This window comes from Halococcus sp. AFM35, assembly GCF_051195015.1.
In the GTDB taxonomy this organism is placed as follows: domain Archaea; phylum Halobacteriota; class Halobacteria; order Halobacteriales; family Halococcaceae; genus Halococcus.
In genome coordinates, this window is sequence record NZ_JBNTJU010000001.1 from 139,974 (window position 1) to 156,656 (window position 16,683).

Genomic DNA, 16,683 nt, shown 5'->3' on the forward strand with positions numbered 1-16,683 from the left:
TGGACAGGTGCGTCTGACCCGGCAACTCATCACCGCCGAGCGCGACCGCACGGTATGGCTTCCGCCTCATCTGAGCCGTTCGCACCGGCCATCGACGGCCACACCCATCTGCTGCCCGACCGCCTGATGGGTGCGATTCGTGGCGCGCTCGCCGAGCAGGCCGGCTGGCAGTTCGACCATCCGACCGCCCGCGAGGGGATGGAAGCACAGTTCCGGGCGGCGGGCGTCGAACGGTATCTCGCCCTGCCGTACGCCCACAAACCGGGCATGGCCGTCGACCTGAACGAGTGGCTGCTCGACCGGGCCGCCGACTCCGAGATGACTGTTCCCTTTGCCACCGTCCACGGCGACGATGACGTGGGGGCGGTCGTGAGGGAGGCGTTCGCGGCGGGCGCACGCGGGCTGAAGTTCCAGTGCCCAGTTCAAGAATGCGGGCCGGCCGACCCGCGGCTCGACCCCGCCTTCGAACTCGCCGCCGAGCATGACAGACCCATTCTCTTCCATGCCGGCACCGCACCGTTGTACGAGGACAGTCCGCACGTCGGCATCGAGTCCTTCGAGACGTTCACCGAGTCCTACCCGGAGGTGCGTGCGGCCTGTGCCCACATGGGTGCGTTCCAAACCGAGGGGTTCCTCGCGCTCGTCGCCGACCACGACAACGCCTTCCTCGATACTTCCTTTGCCATGTCCACCGAGGCCGCCGAACACCTCGGTGCGGAAATCGACGTCTCCGATGACCGGCTCGAAGCGCTCTCGGAATCGGTTTTCTATGGCTCTGATTATCCGAACATTCCCTATCCCTACGAGTGCGAACGTGCCGGACTGCTGGACCGGGACCTTTCCGAAAGCGCATTTCGCGATATCTTCGCGTGGACGGCCGAGCGCTTCCTCGGCGAGCGCTGAGGGCGAGTGACGAAACGGCTTTGACCGCGCCCGCCGTTCTCCCGTCCGTGACGCAGGTCTGTCTCGTCGGCGGCGATTGTGATATTCGCTATGAGTTGCTCTCCCGCGAGACTGCCCGCCGCGCGCTCTCGACGTATGACCTCGCGGAACCGTACACGAACACGCTCGTCCTCACCACCGTGAGCCTCGGCGCGGCCGTTTCGCTCCTGAATGACCTGAACTGGTATCTGGTCCGCTTTGCGAGCGACGCGCTCGTCCGCGAGCCCTCCATCAGCGACGAAGAATGGCTCTCGCGTCCGCTCGCCGAGGCGGTCCGCGACGGACGAGTCACTCCCGACGAAACCGGCTATGCGTACAAAATCTACGGCATCGACGGCGACAGCCTCACGGAGCCGACGTTTTCCACGGAAAGCGACCACGAAGACGGACTCGTCGTCCGCATCACCGAAGCGGCCTTCGACGGCTGAGACTCACTCGGTCGCGGGGTTTTCGAGCGCTTCCTCGATAGGCTCGTCGCCGTCGAGCATCTCGAAGGTCTCGCCGTGGGTGCTTTCCATGTCGAGTGCCGTCACGAGCGTCCGCGCGACGTCGGCACGCGTCACCTCGCCGCGGTCGAGTTTCTTCGCCGTCCGAATCGTGCCGGTCGCCGGGTCGTCAGTCAGCGCACCGGGCCGGACGATGGTGTACGTCAGGTCGCTCGCTTGCAGGTGGTCGTCGGCTGCCTGTTTTGCGAGCAGGTAGTCGTAGAGCGCGTCGGGACTGTTCTCGGGGTCGTCGGCGTTCATCGCACTCAACATGACGAAGCGCTCGACACCTTCGGCTTCGGCGGTCTCGATCATCCCGATTGCGCCGTCGCGGTCGACGCCCTCGACGTCCTCGCCGCCCGACCCCGCCGCGAAGACGATGGCGTCATGGCCGGCGACCGCGTGCGCGACGTCCTCGGTCAGGTCAGCAACGACCGTCTCGACACCGAATTCCTCCATCTCCGCGACCTGTGACTCCGCCCGGACCATCGCCGTCGCTTCGTGGTCGCTCTCGCTCAAAACCTCAGTGATGTGTTGGCCGACTCCGCCGTGTGCGCCCGCGATGAGTACGTTCACGGCCGCCATACGGTCCGATGGTCCCTAAGTCGTCCGCTTTCGGCTGTCAGTAGCCCCGTTCGATGAGATACTCCGCCAGCCCGCAGAGTAGTTCGTGCGCCTCGTTGTTCGGCAGCACGTCGAGCCGGGATTTACCACGCTCGACGAGGTCACGGCTCAGCGTTCGTGCGTACTCGATGCTGCCGGCCTCGTCCAGCGTGGCGACGGCGGCGTCGATTTCCTCCTCGGTCACGGCTTGTGGGTCGTCCGTCTCGACGAGCGATTCGACGTCGACGCCCTGTTCGCGTGCGTGCAGCGTCACCGCCGTGCGCTTGCCCTCAACGAGGTCGCTGCCGCGCTGCTTGCCCAGCTGCTCGCTTGGGACGGTGAGGTCCAACACGTCGTCGCGTATCTGGAAGGCGCGCCCGATGTCGAGTCCGTACGCCCCGAGCGCGTCGGCCGTTTCGTCGTCGGCCCCGAGCAAGAGAGCGGGAATCCGCGCGGCCGCCGCGTAGAGAACGGCGGTCTTCTGCTCGGCCATGTGGATGTATTCCTCGGTCGTGACGTCCGCACGGCGCTCGAACTCGACGTCGAGCGACTGGCCCTCGCAGATGCGCGTACACGTTTGAGCGAGCTCCGAGAGCGCCTGCACCGTGCGCCCTGGCGGCGCGCCGGTTTCGAGCATGAACTCGAAGGCCTTCGAATAGAGCGTGTCGCCGGCGAGGATCGCCGTCTCGGTGTCGAACGCCCGGTGGACCGAGGGACCGCCCCGACGGAGGTCGTCGTCGTCCATGATGTCGTCGTGGATCAGCGTAAAGGATTGTATGGTCTCGATGCTCACCGCCGCCGCCATCAGGTCGATTTCGCTCTCCCCGTCGAGCGTCGGCACGGTCTCGTACGGCTCGCTTGCGCCGTCGACGAGCGCCTCGGCGACCAGCAGCGTCAGCGCGGGGCGGAGACGCTTGCCACCGGCGTCGAGGAGGTGGCGTGAAGCCCGATAGAGGCGTTCGGGCTCCTCGACTGGCAGGTGCTCGTCGAGCGCCGCGTTGACGAGTTCCCGCCGGGTCTCGATAGCCGTCTCGACCGCCTCCGCCGACGCGCTCATTCGACCAGCGAGATGACGTTGCCGTTGCGCGTCGCGTGGAGGTCCCGCCCCATCCGGTAGCCCTTCCCCTCCGCGAGGTCGACGTAGCGCGCGAGGTGCTCCATGTCGTTGTGCGCCGGAATCACGTGATGGGGCTGGATGGCATCGAGCATCTGGTAGTGGCCCTCTTGGGACATGTGCCCCGAGACGTGGACGTCGTCGTAGATGCGCGCGCCCTGCATTCTGAGCAACTGCTCGGACTGGTAGCGCTGGCCCTCGTTGGTCGGTTCGGGGATGATGCGCGCGCTAAAGATGACTTTGTCGCCCTCGTCGAGCTGATAGGGCGTCTCGCCGCGACCCATCCGGGTGAGCATCGCACGCGGCTCGCCCTGATGGCCCGTCACGATGGGCAGGAAGTTCTCCTTGCCCTCGTTCATGATTCGTTTGAAGGTCCTATCGACGGACTGGCGATGGCCGAACATGCCGAGGTCGTCGGGGAAGTCCACGAAGTCGAGGCGCTCGGCAGTCCCCGAGTACTTCTCCATCGACCGACCCAGGAGAACTGGCTGGCGACCGATGTCCTTGGCGAACTCGACGATGGAGCTGACGCGGGCGATCTGGCTGGAGAAGGTGGTGGCGACGATACCGCCGTCGTAATCCTCCATGCTGTACAGAACGTCCTTGACGTGGTTGCGCGCGAGCTGCTCGCTCGGGGTGCGTCCCTTGCGGCCGGCGTTCGTGCAGTCCTCGATGTAACAGAGCACGCCCTCGCCCTCGCGACCGATTTCGCGGAATCGGTCCATGTCGATTGGGTCGCCGATCACGGGCGTATGGTCCATCCGTTTGTCCAGCCCGTAGATAATCGACCCCTCGGGCGTGTGAAGCACGGGATTGATGGCGTCGATGATGGAGTGGGTGACGTTGACGAACTCCAGTTCGAGTCCTTCACCGATTTCCATCGAATCCCCATGGTCCATCTTCACGAGGTCGTTGCCGACGCCGAACTTCTCCTCGCTCTCGACCTGCTGTTTGACGAGTTCGATGGTGAAGGGCGTCGCCACCACGGGTGCGTCGTAGCGGTGGGCGAGCTTCGAGATGGCCCCGATGTGGTCCAAGTGGCCGTGAGTCGGCACGATGGCCTGCACCTCGCCATCGAGGTCGGACATGACTCTGTCGTCGGGAATCGCCCCCATGTCGATGAGGTCGAGACTGTGCATCCGCTCGGTCTCGACGTTGTCGTGGATGAGGACTTTCGAGAGATTGAGTCCCATGTCGAAGACGACGATGTCCTCGCCCGCCCGCACGGCCGTCATCTGCCGGCCCACTTCCTCGTAGCCGCCGATTGTCGCGATATCGATTTCCATAGTTGTTGCTCCCGAGCCGCCCGCGTGCACGAAGGACTAGGCTGGCCGGTCGCGTGACCCGCCCGCCCGCCCCGAACCGCACCCGGGGCGGTCTCTCGGATAGATGGGGCTATGGGCAGGGGTGGTATAAACTCCGTGGGTCGCCGACGAGCCGTCCGACCGGCGCTCAGCCGACGCGTGTCCCGGGTGAGTCGCCGTCGAAGAAGTCCTCCAATCCGTCGAGACCGAAAATCGACGCTGGTACGTCCAGTTCGAGCAGCGCCCGGACCTTCGCACTCATTCCACCGGTGACGTCGGTCGCGTCGCTCCCGCCGAGCGCCTCCCGAACCGCGGCGAAGGACTCGATGTGCCCGATGACCTCACCATCGGAACCGAACACGCCCGGAACGCCCGCACACAGCCCCACACGGTCGGCATGCAACTGTGTGGCGAGTTCCACCACGAGTTCGTCGCCGCTCACGACCGTGACGCCCGCCCCAGAATGGGCGATGATGTCGGCTTGAACAGTTGGAACGAACCCCTCGGCGAGCATCGTTTTCACCTGTGTCGTCGACAGCGACAGCATCCCATCGCCGTCGCGCGCGGCCGCCGAAAGGGGCTGAACCGGCAGCGCGGGCACGTCTCGCTCGTGGAGAGCGGCGAGCACGGCGTCGTTCAGCCGTCCCATTGCATCATGAACCGCGAGCGCGCCAGTCACGTCGTGACTGCCCGTCTCGCTGGTGATGCCATGCTCGCTGGCGTGATGGTGGCCGAAGCTCCCGCCGCCGTGGACGAGCACTATCTCCCCGTCGTAGTCCGCGACTGCTGCGGCCGCACGCGCGAGGTTCCCCTCGTCGAGCGTCTCCGGGCGCTGCTTGTCGGTGATGACGCTCCCGCCGAGTTTCAAAACGACCGTCATCCGTCCTCCCGGCGCACGCCCTCGAAATCGAGTTCGGCGCGGAACGACTCCACACAGCCCGGCGTGTAGCTGAGTGCCGTCCGGCTGGCGTCGCTCTCGTCGAGCGCGACGATGCAGCCACCGCCGCCCGCTCCCGTCAGTTTCGCGCCGCGTGCGCCGGCCTCACGGGCGGCCCACACCATCGAATCGAGCGAGCGCGCCGACACCCCGAGTGCGGAGAGCAAGCCGTGATTGACGTCCATCAGCCGCCCGAGTTCGTCGAAATTCCCCTCGTCGAGCGCGCGCTCGCCCCGGCGGACGAGGTCCCCAATCGCTCCGACCGTGTCGGCGGCGAAGCCGTACTCCTCACGGAGCGCGCGCACGCCTGCGACCAACTCGCCGGTGTCACCAGCGCCCCCATCGTACCCGATGACGAACGGGAGGTTCGGCGCGTCGAGCTGCCGGCAGTCGTCGCCTTCCACTCGCACCGCGCCGCCCATCGCCGAGCAGAACGTGTCCGCACGGGAGGCCTCGCCGCTCTGGACCTCGTGTTCGACGCGATAGGCGCGCTCGGCGAGTTCTGCGGGCGCGAGCTCGACGCCGAGTTCGCGCGTCGCGGCGTCGATGCCCGCGACCACGACCGCCGCCGAGGAGCCGAGTCCCGCTCCCAATGGTATCGCGCTCTCGATGGCCACGTCGAAGCCCACCTCGGGCGTGTCTGTCGCATCGCGGGCCTGTGCGACCGCGCCGTCCACATACCCGGTCGCGGCTTCGACCAGCGACTGCGGAACATCGACGTCGGGCGCGCCGTCGCCGCCGTATTCCACTGTGAATCCATCGAGAGTGAGGTCGCCAGCATCGACGCGGAGTCGGCCATCGGTGCGGGTGGTGACCTCGACCGTCGCACGGCGCTCGATGGCACACGGCACTGCGGGTTCGCCGTAGACGACCGCGTGTTCGCCGAAGAGATAGACCTTGCCGGGGGCGCTCGACGTGGAGGTCATGGCAGGTACTCGGGAGCCGTGGGATAACAGTCGTTCCGAATCGGGCGGGAGAGGAAGTGGGATAGCGAACAGCGGTTCGCCGCCCACCGGAGTGGACATATATAGGGAGTGAGTCATAACGAAGGGACAATGGAGAGCGTCCTCTGGTACGTGCTCGCAGGCGCTCGCGGGGGTCCGAACCGGATACGCATCCTCCGAGCGCTCGACGAGCGACCGTGGAACGCAAACCAGCTCGCGGCGGAACTCGACCTCGACTACACCACCGTCCGCCACCACCTCGACGTGCTCACAGACCACGACGTGGTGAAGAACAGCAGCGACGACTACGGGACGATGTACTCGCTGACCGACCGGGTGAAAGACGACTGGCCGCTCGTCGAAGCGGTCATCGAGAGGGTCGAAGACGACTGAGAGACAACTACTTGCCGAGCGAACGCCAACGGAGAAACGCATAGATGCCCATCTGGTTCGACGTGACGCGACTCGTCACCGTCCTCAACATCGCGGTGCTTTGCGGACTGGGCTACCTCTGGGTTCGAACCCACCTCGAACTGCGGACGAAAGTCACGCTCGGCTTTCTGCTTTTCGGCGGGTTCTTGCTGGTCGAGAACGGCTTCGCGTTCTATCTCTTCGTCGTTGACCCGACGACGAGCGCGTGGTTCGCCGAGATTCCGGCACGATACAACATCGCGTTCATGGTGTTGACCCTCCTCCAGTTCGGCGCGCTCGGCGCACTCTCGTGGGTGACGGTCGAGTGACCGTCGGTTTCCATTGAAGTTTGGAGAGAGTTCGGAGAGTGTTTGGAAAACTGATATGTTGTCGTGACCCGTACGTTCCGGTCGTGATGAACCGACGAACACTCCTCCACGGACTCGCCGCAGCGGGGACAACCGGACTGATGGGCGCGGTCGCCGGTTGTCTCGGGGGCGATGGTGGTGGCGGCAACGGCGGTGGCGCGACGACCGCCGACAACGGTGATAGCGAACCGACGGCGGATGGGCAGACGACAGCGGCTGGCGGAGCGCAGCCGAGCGACGGGACGACCACCGGCGGAGCGACCGGCACGGCGGCCGGGGGTGGAACAGGAGGCCCGACCGTCGCGGTCACCTCACATCCGGAACTCGGCGACATCCTCGTCGGTCCCGATGGGATGACGCTGTACCTGTTCACCGAAGACTCCGGGGGACGGAGCAACTGTACCGGCGACTGTGCCGAGGCGTGGCCCCCGCTGACCGTCGACGGCGAGCCGACCGCCGGCGAGGGCGTGACCGCCGACCTCGGGACCATCGAGCGCGGCGACGGCTCGATGCAGGTCACCGTCGGCGGCACGCCGCTTTACTACTACGCCCCCGACACGCAGCCGGGCGACGCGACGGGGCAGGGCGTCGGCGGCGTCTGGTTCGTCGCCGCCCCCGACGGATCGAGGATATCCGTGACGGGAACCACTACTGGAAGCGAGACGACAATCGGGACCGATGGCGGTGGTGGGTCCGCCGGTGGTGGCGGAATAAACTACTGACTCCAGAGAGGTAGCCTCAAATCCCTTCCTCGAAGTCCTCAAGCGCATAGCCCGGCTTGCCGCCGGTGCGGTCGACGGTCTCGTTGGCGAGCAGCCAGTAGACGACCGACAGCGCTCGCCGACCTTTGTTGTTCGTCGGCACGACGAGGTCGACGTTGCTCACGGAGTTGTTCGAGTCGCACATCGCGATCACCGGAATGCCGACCGTGACGGCCTCCGTCACCGCTTGCGAGTCGCCGATGGGGTCGGTCACGACCAGTACGTCCGGCTCGATATAGCCGTCGTAGTCGGGGTTGGTGAGCGTGCCCGGGATGAATCGTCCGGTGCGGGCGCGCGCGCCGATGGCGTCGGCGAACTTCTCGGCGGGGAACCTCCCATACTGGCGCGAGGAGGCCACGAGCACGTTCTCGGCGTCGTAGTTCGCAAGGAAATCTGCGGCCGTGCGGATGCGCTCGTCGGTCCGACCCACGTCGAGGACGTACAGCCCGTCCGTGCGCACGCGGTGGATGAACCGCTCCATGTCCTTCGTTTTCTGTTGGGTGCCGATGTGAACGCCGGCCCCCAGATAGTCCTCGACGGGGATGAGGAGGTCGGCCTCCTCGTCGGCCATCACGTCCTCGTCGAAGGTTGGACCGGTCTCTTGGTCGTCGCTCGGTTCGTCTCTGACGTCCGTGTCGGGGTCCTCGGCGGGATTCGCGCCGGCCTCGCCGGTCGGCTCCTCTTCGATCTCCGTTTCGGCCGCGTCGAGACCCTCTTCGTTGTTGCTCATGCGGTTTCCTCGATTCTGATGAGTTCGTTCAGTTTGGCTGTTCGCTCGCCGCCGACCGCGCCCGTCTTGACGAACGGGGCCGCGGTCGCCACGGCGAGGTGTGCAATCGTCGTGTCCTCGGTCTCGCCAGAGCGATGAGAAATCACGGGCGTGAGACCGTTCTCGACGGCGCGCTCGACTGCATCGACGGCATCGGACAGCGTGCCGATCTGGTTCGGCTTCACCAGGATGGCGCTCGCACTCCCCTCATCGATGCCGCGGTCGAGACGCTCGACGTTCGTCACGAACAGGTCGTCGCCACAGACCAGCGTCTCGTCGATTCGTTCGGTGAGGTCGGCGAAACCCACGAAGTCCTCCTCGTCGAGCGGGTCCTCGACGTAGGTGAGGTCGTATTCGTCGGCGAGAGTGGTGATATATTCGACCTGCTCGTCGGGCGTGCGCTCGATGTCGCCGTACCGATAGACGTCTTCGTCGGCGTTGTACAGCTCCGCTGCGGCCACGTCGAGACCCATACCGATGGCGAAGCCGACCTCGCCGGCCACCCGCTCGGTGGCTTCGGCGACGATTTCGAACGCCTCCTCGTCGTCGATGGCCGGTGCCCACGCGCCCTCGTCGCCCTTCGCGGCAGCAATCCCCCGCTCGTCGAGGATGCTCCGAACTTCGCCGTGGACCTGCGCGTTGGCGAAGGCCGCGTCCGTGACGCTGGGTGCACCGACCGGCACCGACAGGAACTCCTGAATGTCGGTCGCCTCTTTCGCGTGCTCGCCGCCGCCGATGACGTTTCCAAGAGGAACAGGAAGCTCGTTGCCGCGGAAGGCTCCACCGAGATGCTGGTACAGCGGCGCGCCGAGCGTGTCGGCGGCGGCCTTCGCACTCGCCATCGAGATGGCTACTGCACTGTTCGCGCCGATTTCCGAAAAGTCATCAGTACCATCGGCGGCGCGCAGCGCGCCGTCGACCGAGCGCTGGTCGCCCGCATAGACCTGCCCCTCGATGCGCGGGACGGCGTGCTCGCGGGCGCTGGCGATGGCCTCGCCGGCGGGCAACGAGGTCGCCTCGTGGGCCCCCGTGCTCGCGCCGCTCGGAGCCGCCGCCCGGCCGAATCCGCCCGATTCGGTCGTGACCTCGGCTTCAACCGTGCGATTCCCGCGCGAATCGAGTATCTCGCGCAGGCGAATCTCGGTGACGAGCGTCATCGCCCGCCCCGCTTTACCGTGAAGGGCAACACGTCGGCGTCGTACTCCTCGGCCGCGATGAGGATGGGTTCGGTACTCTCAGTTTGGACCAACACGGGTGCGCCGTAGGCTATCTGGAGCGCCCGCGCGCCGATGATGCGCGCCTTCTCGTATCGGTTGTAGCGTTGGCTCACCATCGACATCACTGATAGGGAGCCACGATGTCCACGAGGTCGGTGTGCGAGACGAGCATGCGCCGACAGCAATGCCGGCCCACCCCGAGGTCGTCGAGCACCGCACCCGGGTCCTCGCCGTCATCGACGCGGGACTCGAAGGCCTCCCAGTGCTCGCTGACGACGTTGCCACACGTGAAACACCGCACGGGTACCATCATCGTCGTGGACTCCTTGTTGTCACCTCGAACATATTAACGGTAGGACTTCTGATAGCGTGCCCGTGCGCCCGGCCCGCCCCACTTCTTGGACTCGGACTGGCGGACGTCGTTCACGAGCAGCGACCGGTCGAACTCCATGTACGCATCCCGGAGTTCGGCGTCGTTTTCGTGCTGGACGAGTCCGCGGGCGATGGCCGTCCGCACCGCGTCGGCCTGCCCGACCGTGCCGCCGCCGCGGACATCGACTGAAATATCGACGTTCTCGCGCTGCTCGTCGGCGATACGGAACGGTTCGAGCATCTTCAATCGAGCCAGTTCCGGCTCTGCGAGTTCGACGGGCTGTGCGTTCACGCGCACGCGACCTTCACCGTCCGAAACGGTCGCGCGGGCGATGGCTGTCTTCTTCTTCCCTGATGTGTTTGTTACCATATATCTTACCACGTCACGTTCGCGCCCAGGTTCTCGCTGACCTCGCCGAGCTGGACGAACTTGATGTTCGAAAGCCTATCCAGCGACGTCCCCTCCAGCACTTCTGCGTCGTCCTCGAAGGTGTCGCCGACGTAGACACGGATGCTCTCGAACGCCTCGCGGCCGCGCGGGCGCTTGTAGGGCAGCATGCCCCGAATCGACCGCTTCATGATGCGGTCGGGACGTTTCGGGTAGTACGGTCCGCTGTCCGAACCGAGTTGGGCACGCTGTTCGAACACGCCCATCACGTCCTCGTCGCTGCCGGTGATGATGGCCTCCTCGGCGTTGACGACCGCGACCGTCTCGCCGTCGAGGGCGCGCTCGGCGACCTGACTGGCCACACGACCGAGGATACAGTCGCGTGCGTCCACGACGACGTCCGGTTCGAACTCGTCGCTCATCGAATCACCCGTACGTTCGACCCCTCGGGATTGCGTTCGAGGGCGTCTTCGAGCCTGACTGACTCGCCGACCTGTTCGATCTTCGTCTCGGCCGTGCCGGAGAAGTCGACCGCCGCAACTGTAATGGACTTTTCGAGCACGCCGCTCCCGAGGACTTTGCCGGGAACGACGACCGTCTCGTCTTCGTTCGCATAGCGTTCTATCCGCCCGAGGTTCACCTCGGCGTGGGTGCGCCGGGGCTTTTCGAGGCGGTCGGCCACCGTCTGCCAGACGGGACTGTCCCGCTCGCTGGCGGCCGACTGTAACTCGGTGATGAGACTCGTGAGTCTCGGGTTCGTTTTGTTCATAAGTTGTCCCAGAAACCATGCAGGGAGCAGGATTCGAACCTGCGAACTCCTACGAGACAGCGCCCTGAACGCTGCGCCGTTGACCTGACTTGGCTATCCCTGCACGCGAAATCGTCTTTTTCCCGTCCCCACAAATCGGTTTCGGTCGCCGGCGTCACGGCTGCTCGTCGTCCGCTCTCGGTGGGCGACCGCGACCGGTTCGTGGGGCGATGGGTCACAGTTGGACTGCCTCGCCCAGTTCGTTCGCGCGCGTTTCGAGCGAGTCGACCGCCGCGAGCACCAACTCCTCGACGCTCATCGACCCGTCAGTTTCGACGTGGAAGACGAACGCGTTGGGCACGTCCTGCACGTCGAGGTCCTTGCCCGGATAGCGCTCGGTGAGGTCGTGGTCGAACTCCTCGGTCGGAATCAACTCGCCGTCATCTTCGATGACTCCGCGGAGGATGTTCGGCTCCTCGTCGGCGAACTCTTCGCGGTCGCCGACGACCTCGACGGTTTGCAGATGGCGATAGCCCACTGCCACCCCACCCTGATGTTTGGCGTGGGCCTTGCCGGTGTCGAGGACGGCCTCGGCCTCGACTTCGAGGCGCTGACCGTCCTTGAGTTCGATGATGGGAACGTTTTCCTCCGCTGGCTCGACCATCGAGTCCGTGCTCTGGAGGTCGCCCGAGTAGGCCGTCTCGGGACCCGATACGTCGAGTCCGAGGGTGACGCTCTCGCCCATCTCGAACTCCTCGGGTGGCGCGCTCAAGGGAACCATTCCCAGTCGATGGCCGATCTGCTCGTCGAACATCACCGAGGAGTTCTCGACCATTCTGACCGTATCTATCGATAGCGTGGGCACGTCCGCGACCATCGCCCGGCGGATGCCGTTGGCAAAGGCCGGCGTGATGCCCCGCACGAGGAATCTGGCCTCGCGCTCGTCGCGGTCGACGAACTCGACGTCGTACTCGGTGCTCATCGGTCAGAACCCGCTCGATTTGGGCGCGCGTGTCCCGTCGTGGGGGATGGGTGTGACGTCCTCGATGCGCCCGATTTCGAGACCCGCCCGCGCGAGTGCCCGGATGGTTGCCTGCGCACCGGGACCGGGACTCTGCTGGAGGTTCCCACCGGGACCGCGGAGCTTGACGTGCACACCCTCGATTCCTTGGGCGAGCACCTCCTCGGCGACGGTCTCGGCCATCTGCATCGCCGCATAGGGCGACGCCTCGTCACGGTTCTGCTTCACCACGGTGCCGCCGCTGGATTTGGCGAGCGTCTCCGCGCCGGTCTGGTCCGTGACGGAGATGATGGTGTTGTTGAAGGAGGCAAAGACGTGAGCGACCGCCCAGCGGTCCTCGGTCTCGTTTTCGGCACTCATTCCTGGCCCTCCGCGCGCTCGGGATGCAGTTCGTCCGCGAGCGAGCTCGTCTCGTCGAAGTCAACGTCGCCTTCCTCGACGGTGGCGACCTTCCGCGAGGGAGCCGTCACTCGGCTGTCGCCGACGACGATATGACCATGAGATACGAACTGGCGGGCCTGTTTCGGTGTGTTCGCCAGCCCTTCCCGGTAGACCACGGTCTGGAGGCGGCGTTCGAGTACGTCGGTGACTTCGAGACTCAGCACGTCGTCGATGCTGTCGGTCTCGCTGAGGATGCCGAGCCGTCGAAGCCGGTCGAGGAACTCCTCGCCTTCCTGTTCGGCTTCGTCGGCGTCGCCCTGTGCTTCACCGAGCAGTCGGCGGGCTTCGCGCCGGAAGCCGCGCAGTTCGGACTGCGCTCGCCAGAGTTCCTCCTTGTTCTTCAGGCCGTAACGCCCGACGAGATTGGATTCCTCGGCGATGCGCTCGCCCTGGAAGGGATGGTTCGGCGTCTCGTAGCCTTTCGTGTTGGAACCGAGGGCCATTCTATTCGCCCTCCGCCTCCTCTTCCATCTCCTCTTGGAGCGCCTCGACGTTCACGCCGATGGTTCCTTCCGAGCGACCGGTGGATTTGGTGCGCTGACCGCGGACCTTCTGGCCGCGCTCGTGGCGCACACCTTTGTATGAACTTATCATCTGCATGCGGTTGATGTCCTGCTGGCGAGTGAGCGAGAGGTCGTTGCCGACCTCGTGGCTCGCCTCGCCCGTGAAGTAGTCCTTCGGGCGGTTGGTGAGCCACTCGGGCACGTCCGACGCGAACTCCTGGACGTGCTCGACGATGGACTCGACGTCGCCGTCGTCGAGTCGGCCGAGGGTCGCGGTTCGGTCGATGTTCGCCTGTTCGGCGATGATGCGAGCGGTGCGCCGGCCGATGCCGTTCATGCCGATCAGCGCACGCTCGACGCTCTTCGTCCCGTCGAGGTCGGTCTGGCCGATGCGGACGAAGTAGCGGATGTCCTCCTCTTCTTCGTCCTCGGCCTCTGTGTCTGGGTCTTCTGCACTCATGATGTGTCCTGAGCGTCGTGGCGGGGATTCGAACCCCGGAGGCTGTGCGCCACAGAGTTAGCAACCCTGCGCCTTGGGCCAAGCTTGGCTACCACGACCCGTCCGTAGTTGCGCCCTGCCGGACTCGGGGTCGGCCCCCTACAGTACGTCGTACGAACGCTAACCCGACGCGGGTATTTAAGGACAACGAAACGCTTCACGGCCCGTGAGGCGGCCGTCTCCGAACGCCATCACGCCTGCTTCGGTTGCAGTGTCTCGTCCGGGATGGCCGCCTCGTGGGTGCGGACCGCGCCCGAGAGCAGGTCCTGCATGAGGCCCTGTTTGAAACGGCGAAGGCGTTCCACTTCGGACTCTGAATGATTAGCTTGTTCATCGAACAGAGTCAGTGCCTTCGCAATCTCTTTTTGCTCTTCCTCCGGTGGGATAGGGACTTTGAGATTCATCAAATCGCCCTGTGAGATACTTTTGATGTTCCCTGTCGTCGTGATTCGCTTGATAGATTTGACTCCGATTTCGTTATTGAAGTACTGTGCATAGAACAGAGGTTTAACCTCGTGGTTCAATCGAACCTGAACCATATTCGATTCGATAACGGCAGGTTTCTTCATTTCAGGAACATAAGTACAGTCTCCAGCTCCCCATCCCGCCTGCGCGTGCCTTGCGAACACTAAATCACCTGCCTTAGTTGCGTATTTATCTATTTCCTCATCAGTAAGACGGACAGCTTCCTTGATTGGTTGGTCTAAGGTTACCCCTCCGAATATATCACCCATCTTGATGATAGGATAATCTCCATCGTATTCGTCTTCTTGCTTATAGATTCCATTCTGGCTGAACTCAACTATCTCAGACAACTCCTGAACGTCCCAATGAACCGGGATTTCGCCCATCCATGTTTTTCTTGTTTCGCAATCTTCTATTCCTGTATGAATGAGTTTCTGAGCCAGACCTTGCTTCACTCGTTTTGTCTGCTTTCCGATTTCCTCGGTCTTCTGAATCGCTTGGTCAACAGTGTAGAGTACGGTGGCGATTTTGCGCTGTTCTTCGAGTGGTGGAAATGGAATCGGAAGTAGGTCAAGACGGGTTTTCGAGAGTTCGATTTGTCCGGTTGACCCGTTCACGCACATCGAGTAAAGAAGCGCCTGACCAAGACGGCTTTCCAAAAAATATCGGTGAAAGTATGGATTAAGTTCTTCGTCAGTACGGAGCAGTGTAACGTGCGAATCTATGGCTCTCCGGTCGTTATCGGGATAGACCTGCGCTCGTCCAAGTGTCCCTTGTCCTGTCGAGTTGAGAATTATGTCCCCCGATTGTGGGAAGTATTTGTTTTTCCATCCCTCTGCAACCTCTTCATTCAAATATCGGAGATTCTCGAAGTGCCAGCCATCCCAGTAGATACATTCTTGATTGATTACCGGAACACCGTTGTCGTCATATGTTGGTTGCTTCCCTCTGGTGATTAGCCGTTTAATATCACCGAGGCGTTTCGCCGTCCAATCGCCGGGTGCTGATAGAGTAAACGGGCCAAACTGTTCCTGTTCCAATCCAACTGCATCCTGCTCTTTGTTTGGTGTGTCTTGGTTACTCTCAGTTGTAAACTCGTCCAGCGTCGCCTCGTCACCCATACCGTGGGGATTCCATGCACTGGGCCATAAAGTCTGCTCTCGCCCACCGAACCCGGTCACGATACCAGTCGAGGCAACGATTGGAACCGGCATGTCGGCTGTGGGATTTTCGTCAGCACACCCGACGACTACTGGGTTCACAATCCTTATCGCTCGTCCGAGGATAGCTCCCGTATGGACGAATCCGACGTGCGTTCGCTACTCGCGGAGGTCGAAGACCCGGACCTCGGCGAGGACATCGTGACGGCGAACCTCGTCAACGACATCGACATTCAGGACGGCGTCGCCCACATCTCGCTCGCGCTCGGCGCGCCCTACTCGCCGACCGAGAGCGCCATCGCGGCCCGCGTGCGCGAGGTATTGAGCGAGGAGGGCATCGAAAGCGAACTCACCGCCGATATCGAGCGCGACGACGAGGTGCTACCGGGCGTGAAAAACGTCATCGCCGTCGCTTCGGGCAAGGGTGGCGTCGGCAAATCGACTGTGGCCGTGAACCTCGCGGCCGGTCTCTCCCAACTCGGCGCGCGCGTCGGTCTGTTCGACGCCGACATCTACGGCCCGAACGTCCCGCGGATGGTCGGCAGCGACGAGCGCCCGCAGGCCACCGCCGAGGAACAGCTCATCCCGCCCGAAAAGTACGGCATGAAACTCATGAGCATGGACTTCCTCGTGGGCGAGGACGACCCCGTCATCTGGCGCGGGCCGATGGTCCACAAGGTGCTCACCCAACTGTTCGAGGACGTGGAGTGGGGCGCGCTCGATTACATGGTGGTGGACCTCCCGCCGGGCACCGGCGACACGCAGCTTACCCTGCTTCAAAGTGTTCCAATCGCCGGCGCGGTCATCGTCACCACTCCTCAAGAGGTCGCCGTCGACGACGCGCGCAAGGGGTTGGAGATGTTCGGCAAACACGAGACTCCTGTCCTAGGTATCGTCGAGAACATGAGCGGGTTCGTCTGCCCGGACTGTGGCAGCGAACATGACCTCTTTGGACGGGGTGGCGGCCGTGAGTTCGCCGACGAGGCCAGCATGCCATTCCTCGGCGAGATACCGCTTGACCCGCGTGTGCGGGAGGGCGATGAGGGTGCACCGCTCGTCCTCGGCGAGGGCGACACCGCCGACGCGCTCCGTGAGTTCACCGAGACCACCGCGAACAACGTCGGTATCGTCCACCGGAATCGATTGAGCGAGTGAGCTCAGGCCACGACCGTCGGTGTCGTCCGTTCCGATGAGACGTCTCCGACACGTCTCGGAACGCCCGTTCGAGCCG

General features: G+C 64.0%; 23 protein-coding genes and 2 tRNA genes. 6 read left to right on the top strand and 19 right to left on the bottom strand.

Going from position 1 to position 16,683, the window contains the following annotated elements:
• Positions 1-54 precede the first annotated feature (54 nt).
• Together ACQUQO_RS00835 and ACQUQO_RS00840 are read left to right on the top strand one after the other, a co-directional pair.
• On the top strand, positions 55-903 hold the full coding sequence (locus ACQUQO_RS00835) for an amidohydrolase family protein (protein WP_435076041.1): 849 nt from the start codon (positions 55-57) through the stop codon (positions 901-903).
• 47 nt (positions 904-950) lie between these two features.
• The gene (locus ACQUQO_RS00840) at positions 951-1,370 is read left to right on the top strand and encodes a DUF5804 family protein (RefSeq protein ID WP_435076042.1); all 420 of its coding nucleotides are present in this window, start codon (positions 951-953) and stop codon (positions 1,368-1,370) included.
• Positions 1,371-1,373: 3 nt separating this feature from the next.
• Here ACQUQO_RS00840 and ACQUQO_RS00845 read toward each other — a convergent pair whose 3' ends face one another.
• From ACQUQO_RS00845 to mvk, 5 genes are all read right to left on the bottom strand, one after another.
• Positions 1,374-2,003: an SDR family oxidoreductase gene (locus tag ACQUQO_RS00845; protein WP_435076206.1), complete on the bottom strand. Its 630-nt coding sequence runs from the start codon at positions 2,001-2,003 to the stop codon at positions 1,374-1,376.
• Between the two features lie 46 nt (positions 2,004-2,049).
• Entirely contained in the window at positions 2,050-3,087 is a 1,038-nt protein-coding gene (gene idsA3, locus ACQUQO_RS00850; RefSeq protein ID WP_435076043.1) for a geranylfarnesyl diphosphate synthase, read from the bottom strand.
• Positions 3,084-4,430 (bottom strand): RNase J family beta-CASP ribonuclease, encoded by a 1,347-nt coding sequence (locus ACQUQO_RS00855; protein WP_435076044.1) that lies wholly within the window; start codon positions 4,428-4,430, stop codon positions 3,084-3,086. Before ACQUQO_RS00855 ends, idsA3 begins: the two co-directional genes overlap by 4 nt.
• Positions 4,431-4,596: 166 nt before the next feature.
• Positions 4,597-5,328, bottom strand: a complete 732-nt coding sequence (locus tag ACQUQO_RS00860; RefSeq protein WP_435076045.1) for an isopentenyl phosphate kinase — start codon at positions 5,326-5,328, stop codon at positions 4,597-4,599.
• The gene (mvk, locus tag ACQUQO_RS00865) at positions 5,325-6,311 is read right to left on the bottom strand and encodes a mevalonate kinase (protein ID WP_435076046.1); all 987 of its coding nucleotides are present in this window, start codon (positions 6,309-6,311) and stop codon (positions 5,325-5,327) included. Before mvk ends, ACQUQO_RS00860 begins: the two co-directional genes overlap by 4 nt.
• A 129-nt stretch (positions 6,312-6,440) precedes the next feature.
• On the opposite strand from mvk, the gene ACQUQO_RS00870 reads away from it, so the two are divergent.
• The 3 genes from ACQUQO_RS00870 (at position 6,441) to ACQUQO_RS00880 (ending at position 7,830) form a co-directional block, all read left to right on the top strand.
• Complete coding sequence (locus ACQUQO_RS00870) at positions 6,441-6,722, top strand: winged helix-turn-helix domain-containing protein (RefSeq protein WP_435076047.1); 282 nt, start codon at positions 6,441-6,443, stop codon at positions 6,720-6,722.
• Between the two features lie 44 nt (positions 6,723-6,766).
• Positions 6,767-7,069, top strand: coding sequence for a hypothetical protein (locus ACQUQO_RS00875; RefSeq protein ID WP_435076048.1), 303 nt, complete (start codon positions 6,767-6,769; stop codon positions 7,067-7,069).
• An 86-nt stretch (positions 7,070-7,155) separates the two neighbouring features.
• A complete protein-coding gene (locus tag ACQUQO_RS00880; RefSeq protein ID WP_435076049.1) occupies positions 7,156-7,830 on the top strand; it encodes a COG4315 family predicted lipoprotein in 675 nt (224 codons plus the stop codon).
• A gap of 16 nt (positions 7,831-7,846) precedes the next feature.
• On the opposite strand, the gene rpsB is transcribed toward ACQUQO_RS00880, so the two are convergent.
• The 14 genes from rpsB to ACQUQO_RS00950 all read right to left on the bottom strand — a co-directional run bounded on the left by rpsB (position 7,847) and on the right by ACQUQO_RS00950 (position 15,413).
• The gene (gene rpsB, locus ACQUQO_RS00885; protein ID WP_435076050.1) at positions 7,847-8,599 is read right to left on the bottom strand and encodes a 30S ribosomal protein S2; all 753 of its coding nucleotides are present in this window, start codon (positions 8,597-8,599) and stop codon (positions 7,847-7,849) included.
• A complete protein-coding gene (gene eno, locus ACQUQO_RS00890) occupies positions 8,596-9,795 on the bottom strand; it encodes a phosphopyruvate hydratase (protein WP_435076051.1) in 1,200 nt (399 codons plus the stop codon). The genes rpsB and eno overlap by 4 nt, the downstream gene beginning before the upstream one ends.
• The gene (locus ACQUQO_RS00895) at positions 9,792-9,968 is read right to left on the bottom strand and encodes a DNA-directed RNA polymerase subunit K (protein WP_435076207.1); all 177 of its coding nucleotides are present in this window, start codon (positions 9,966-9,968) and stop codon (positions 9,792-9,794) included. The genes eno and ACQUQO_RS00895 overlap by 4 nt, the downstream gene beginning before the upstream one ends.
• A gap of 8 nt (positions 9,969-9,976) precedes the next feature.
• Positions 9,977-10,168, bottom strand: a complete 192-nt coding sequence (locus ACQUQO_RS00900) for a DNA-directed RNA polymerase subunit N (RefSeq protein WP_435076052.1) — start codon at positions 10,166-10,168, stop codon at positions 9,977-9,979.
• 33 nt (positions 10,169-10,201) lie between these two features.
• Complete coding sequence (locus ACQUQO_RS00905) at positions 10,202-10,597, bottom strand: 30S ribosomal protein S9 (protein WP_435076053.1); 396 nt, start codon at positions 10,595-10,597, stop codon at positions 10,202-10,204.
• A 5-nt stretch (positions 10,598-10,602) separates the two neighbouring features.
• Positions 10,603-11,037: a 50S ribosomal protein L13 gene (locus ACQUQO_RS00910; RefSeq protein ID WP_435076054.1), complete on the bottom strand. Its 435-nt coding sequence runs from the start codon at positions 11,035-11,037 to the stop codon at positions 10,603-10,605.
• On the bottom strand, positions 11,034-11,384 hold the full coding sequence (locus ACQUQO_RS00915; protein WP_435076055.1) for a 50S ribosomal protein L18e: 351 nt from the start codon (positions 11,382-11,384) through the stop codon (positions 11,034-11,036). The genes ACQUQO_RS00910 and ACQUQO_RS00915 overlap by 4 nt, the downstream gene beginning before the upstream one ends.
• An 18-nt stretch (positions 11,385-11,402) precedes the next feature.
• Positions 11,403-11,487: transfer RNA gene (locus ACQUQO_RS00920), tRNA-Leu, on the bottom strand.
• A 111-nt stretch (positions 11,488-11,598) separates the two neighbouring features.
• Positions 11,599-12,345 (bottom strand): DNA-directed RNA polymerase subunit D, encoded by a 747-nt coding sequence (locus ACQUQO_RS00925; RefSeq protein ID WP_435076056.1) that lies wholly within the window; start codon positions 12,343-12,345, stop codon positions 11,599-11,601.
• A gap of 3 nt (positions 12,346-12,348) precedes the next feature.
• On the bottom strand, positions 12,349-12,744 hold the full coding sequence (locus ACQUQO_RS00930; protein WP_007742328.1) for a 30S ribosomal protein S11: 396 nt from the start codon (positions 12,742-12,744) through the stop codon (positions 12,349-12,351).
• Positions 12,741-13,268: a 30S ribosomal protein S4 gene (locus ACQUQO_RS00935; protein ID WP_435076057.1), complete on the bottom strand. Its 528-nt coding sequence runs from the start codon at positions 13,266-13,268 to the stop codon at positions 12,741-12,743. The genes ACQUQO_RS00930 and ACQUQO_RS00935 overlap by 4 nt, the downstream gene beginning before the upstream one ends.
• Before the next feature lies 1 nt (position 13,269).
• Positions 13,270-13,788 carry a 30S ribosomal protein S13 gene (locus ACQUQO_RS00940; RefSeq protein ID WP_435076058.1) on the bottom strand — a complete coding sequence of 173 codons (519 nt, stop codon included), beginning with the start codon at positions 13,786-13,788 and terminating at the stop codon, positions 13,270-13,272.
• Between the two features lie 13 nt (positions 13,789-13,801).
• A tRNA-Ser gene (locus tag ACQUQO_RS00945) sits at positions 13,802-13,886 on the bottom strand.
• 132 nt (positions 13,887-14,018) lie between these two features.
• Positions 14,019-15,413 (bottom strand): restriction endonuclease subunit S, encoded by a 1,395-nt coding sequence (locus tag ACQUQO_RS00950; RefSeq protein ID WP_435076059.1) that lies wholly within the window; start codon positions 15,411-15,413, stop codon positions 14,019-14,021.
• A 174-nt stretch (positions 15,414-15,587) separates the two neighbouring features.
• Here ACQUQO_RS00950 and ACQUQO_RS00955 point away from each other — a divergent pair, with 174 nt between their 5' ends.
• Entirely contained in the window at positions 15,588-16,607 is a 1,020-nt protein-coding gene (locus ACQUQO_RS00955; RefSeq protein WP_435076060.1) for an Mrp/NBP35 family ATP-binding protein, read from the top strand.
• Positions 16,608-16,683: the final 76 nt, after the last annotated feature.

What these genes read in the sequence shown, in the direction of transcription:
- ACQUQO_RS00835 (WP_435076041.1), top strand. Translation starts at nt 55, where the DNA reads ATGGCTTCCGCCTCATCTGAGCCGTTCGCACCGGCCATCGACGGCCAC.
- idsA3 (WP_435076043.1), bottom strand. Translation starts at nt 3,087, where the DNA reads ATGAGCGCGTCGGCGGAGGCGGTCGAGACGGCTATCGAGACCCGGCGG.
- ACQUQO_RS00855 (WP_435076044.1), bottom strand. Translation starts at nt 4,430, where the DNA reads ATGGAAATCGATATCGCGACAATCGGCGGCTACGAGGAAGTGGGCCGG.
- ACQUQO_RS00860 (WP_435076045.1), bottom strand. Translation starts at nt 5,328, where the DNA reads ATGACGGTCGTTTTGAAACTCGGCGGGAGCGTCATCACCGACAAGCAG.
- mvk (WP_435076046.1), bottom strand. Translation starts at nt 6,311, where the DNA reads ATGACCTCCACGTCGAGCGCCCCCGGCAAGGTCTATCTCTTCGGCGAA.
- ACQUQO_RS00870 (WP_435076047.1), top strand. Translation starts at nt 6,441, where the DNA reads ATGGAGAGCGTCCTCTGGTACGTGCTCGCAGGCGCTCGCGGGGGTCCG.
- ACQUQO_RS00875 (WP_435076048.1), top strand. Translation starts at nt 6,767, where the DNA reads ATGCCCATCTGGTTCGACGTGACGCGACTCGTCACCGTCCTCAACATC.
- ACQUQO_RS00880 (WP_435076049.1), top strand. Translation starts at nt 7,156, where the DNA reads ATGAACCGACGAACACTCCTCCACGGACTCGCCGCAGCGGGGACAACC.
- rpsB (WP_435076050.1), bottom strand. Translation starts at nt 8,599, where the DNA reads ATGAGCAACAACGAAGAGGGTCTCGACGCGGCCGAAACGGAGATCGAA.
- eno (WP_435076051.1), bottom strand. Translation starts at nt 9,795, where the DNA reads ATGACGCTCGTCACCGAGATTCGCCTGCGCGAGATACTCGATTCGCGC.
- ACQUQO_RS00900 (WP_435076052.1), bottom strand. Translation starts at nt 10,168, where the DNA reads ATGATGGTACCCGTGCGGTGTTTCACGTGTGGCAACGTCGTCAGCGAG.
- ACQUQO_RS00905 (WP_435076053.1), bottom strand. Translation starts at nt 10,597, where the DNA reads ATGGTAACAAACACATCAGGGAAGAAGAAGACAGCCATCGCCCGCGCG.
- ACQUQO_RS00910 (WP_435076054.1), bottom strand. Translation starts at nt 11,037, where the DNA reads ATGAGCGACGAGTTCGAACCGGACGTCGTCGTGGACGCACGCGACTGT.
- ACQUQO_RS00915 (WP_435076055.1), bottom strand. Translation starts at nt 11,384, where the DNA reads ATGAACAAAACGAACCCGAGACTCACGAGTCTCATCACCGAGTTACAG.
- ACQUQO_RS00925 (WP_435076056.1), bottom strand. Translation starts at nt 12,345, where the DNA reads ATGAGCACCGAGTACGACGTCGAGTTCGTCGACCGCGACGAGCGCGAG.
- ACQUQO_RS00930 (WP_007742328.1), bottom strand. Translation starts at nt 12,744, where the DNA reads ATGAGTGCCGAAAACGAGACCGAGGACCGCTGGGCGGTCGCTCACGTC.
- ACQUQO_RS00935 (WP_435076057.1), bottom strand. Translation starts at nt 13,268, where the DNA reads ATGGCCCTCGGTTCCAACACGAAAGGCTACGAGACGCCGAACCATCCC.
- ACQUQO_RS00940 (WP_435076058.1), bottom strand. Translation starts at nt 13,788, where the DNA reads ATGAGTGCAGAAGACCCAGACACAGAGGCCGAGGACGAAGAAGAGGAG.
- ACQUQO_RS00950 (WP_435076059.1), bottom strand. Translation starts at nt 15,413, where the DNA reads ATGGGTGACGAGGCGACGCTGGACGAGTTTACAACTGAGAGTAACCAA.
- ACQUQO_RS00955 (WP_435076060.1), top strand. Translation starts at nt 15,588, where the DNA reads ATGGACGAATCCGACGTGCGTTCGCTACTCGCGGAGGTCGAAGACCCG.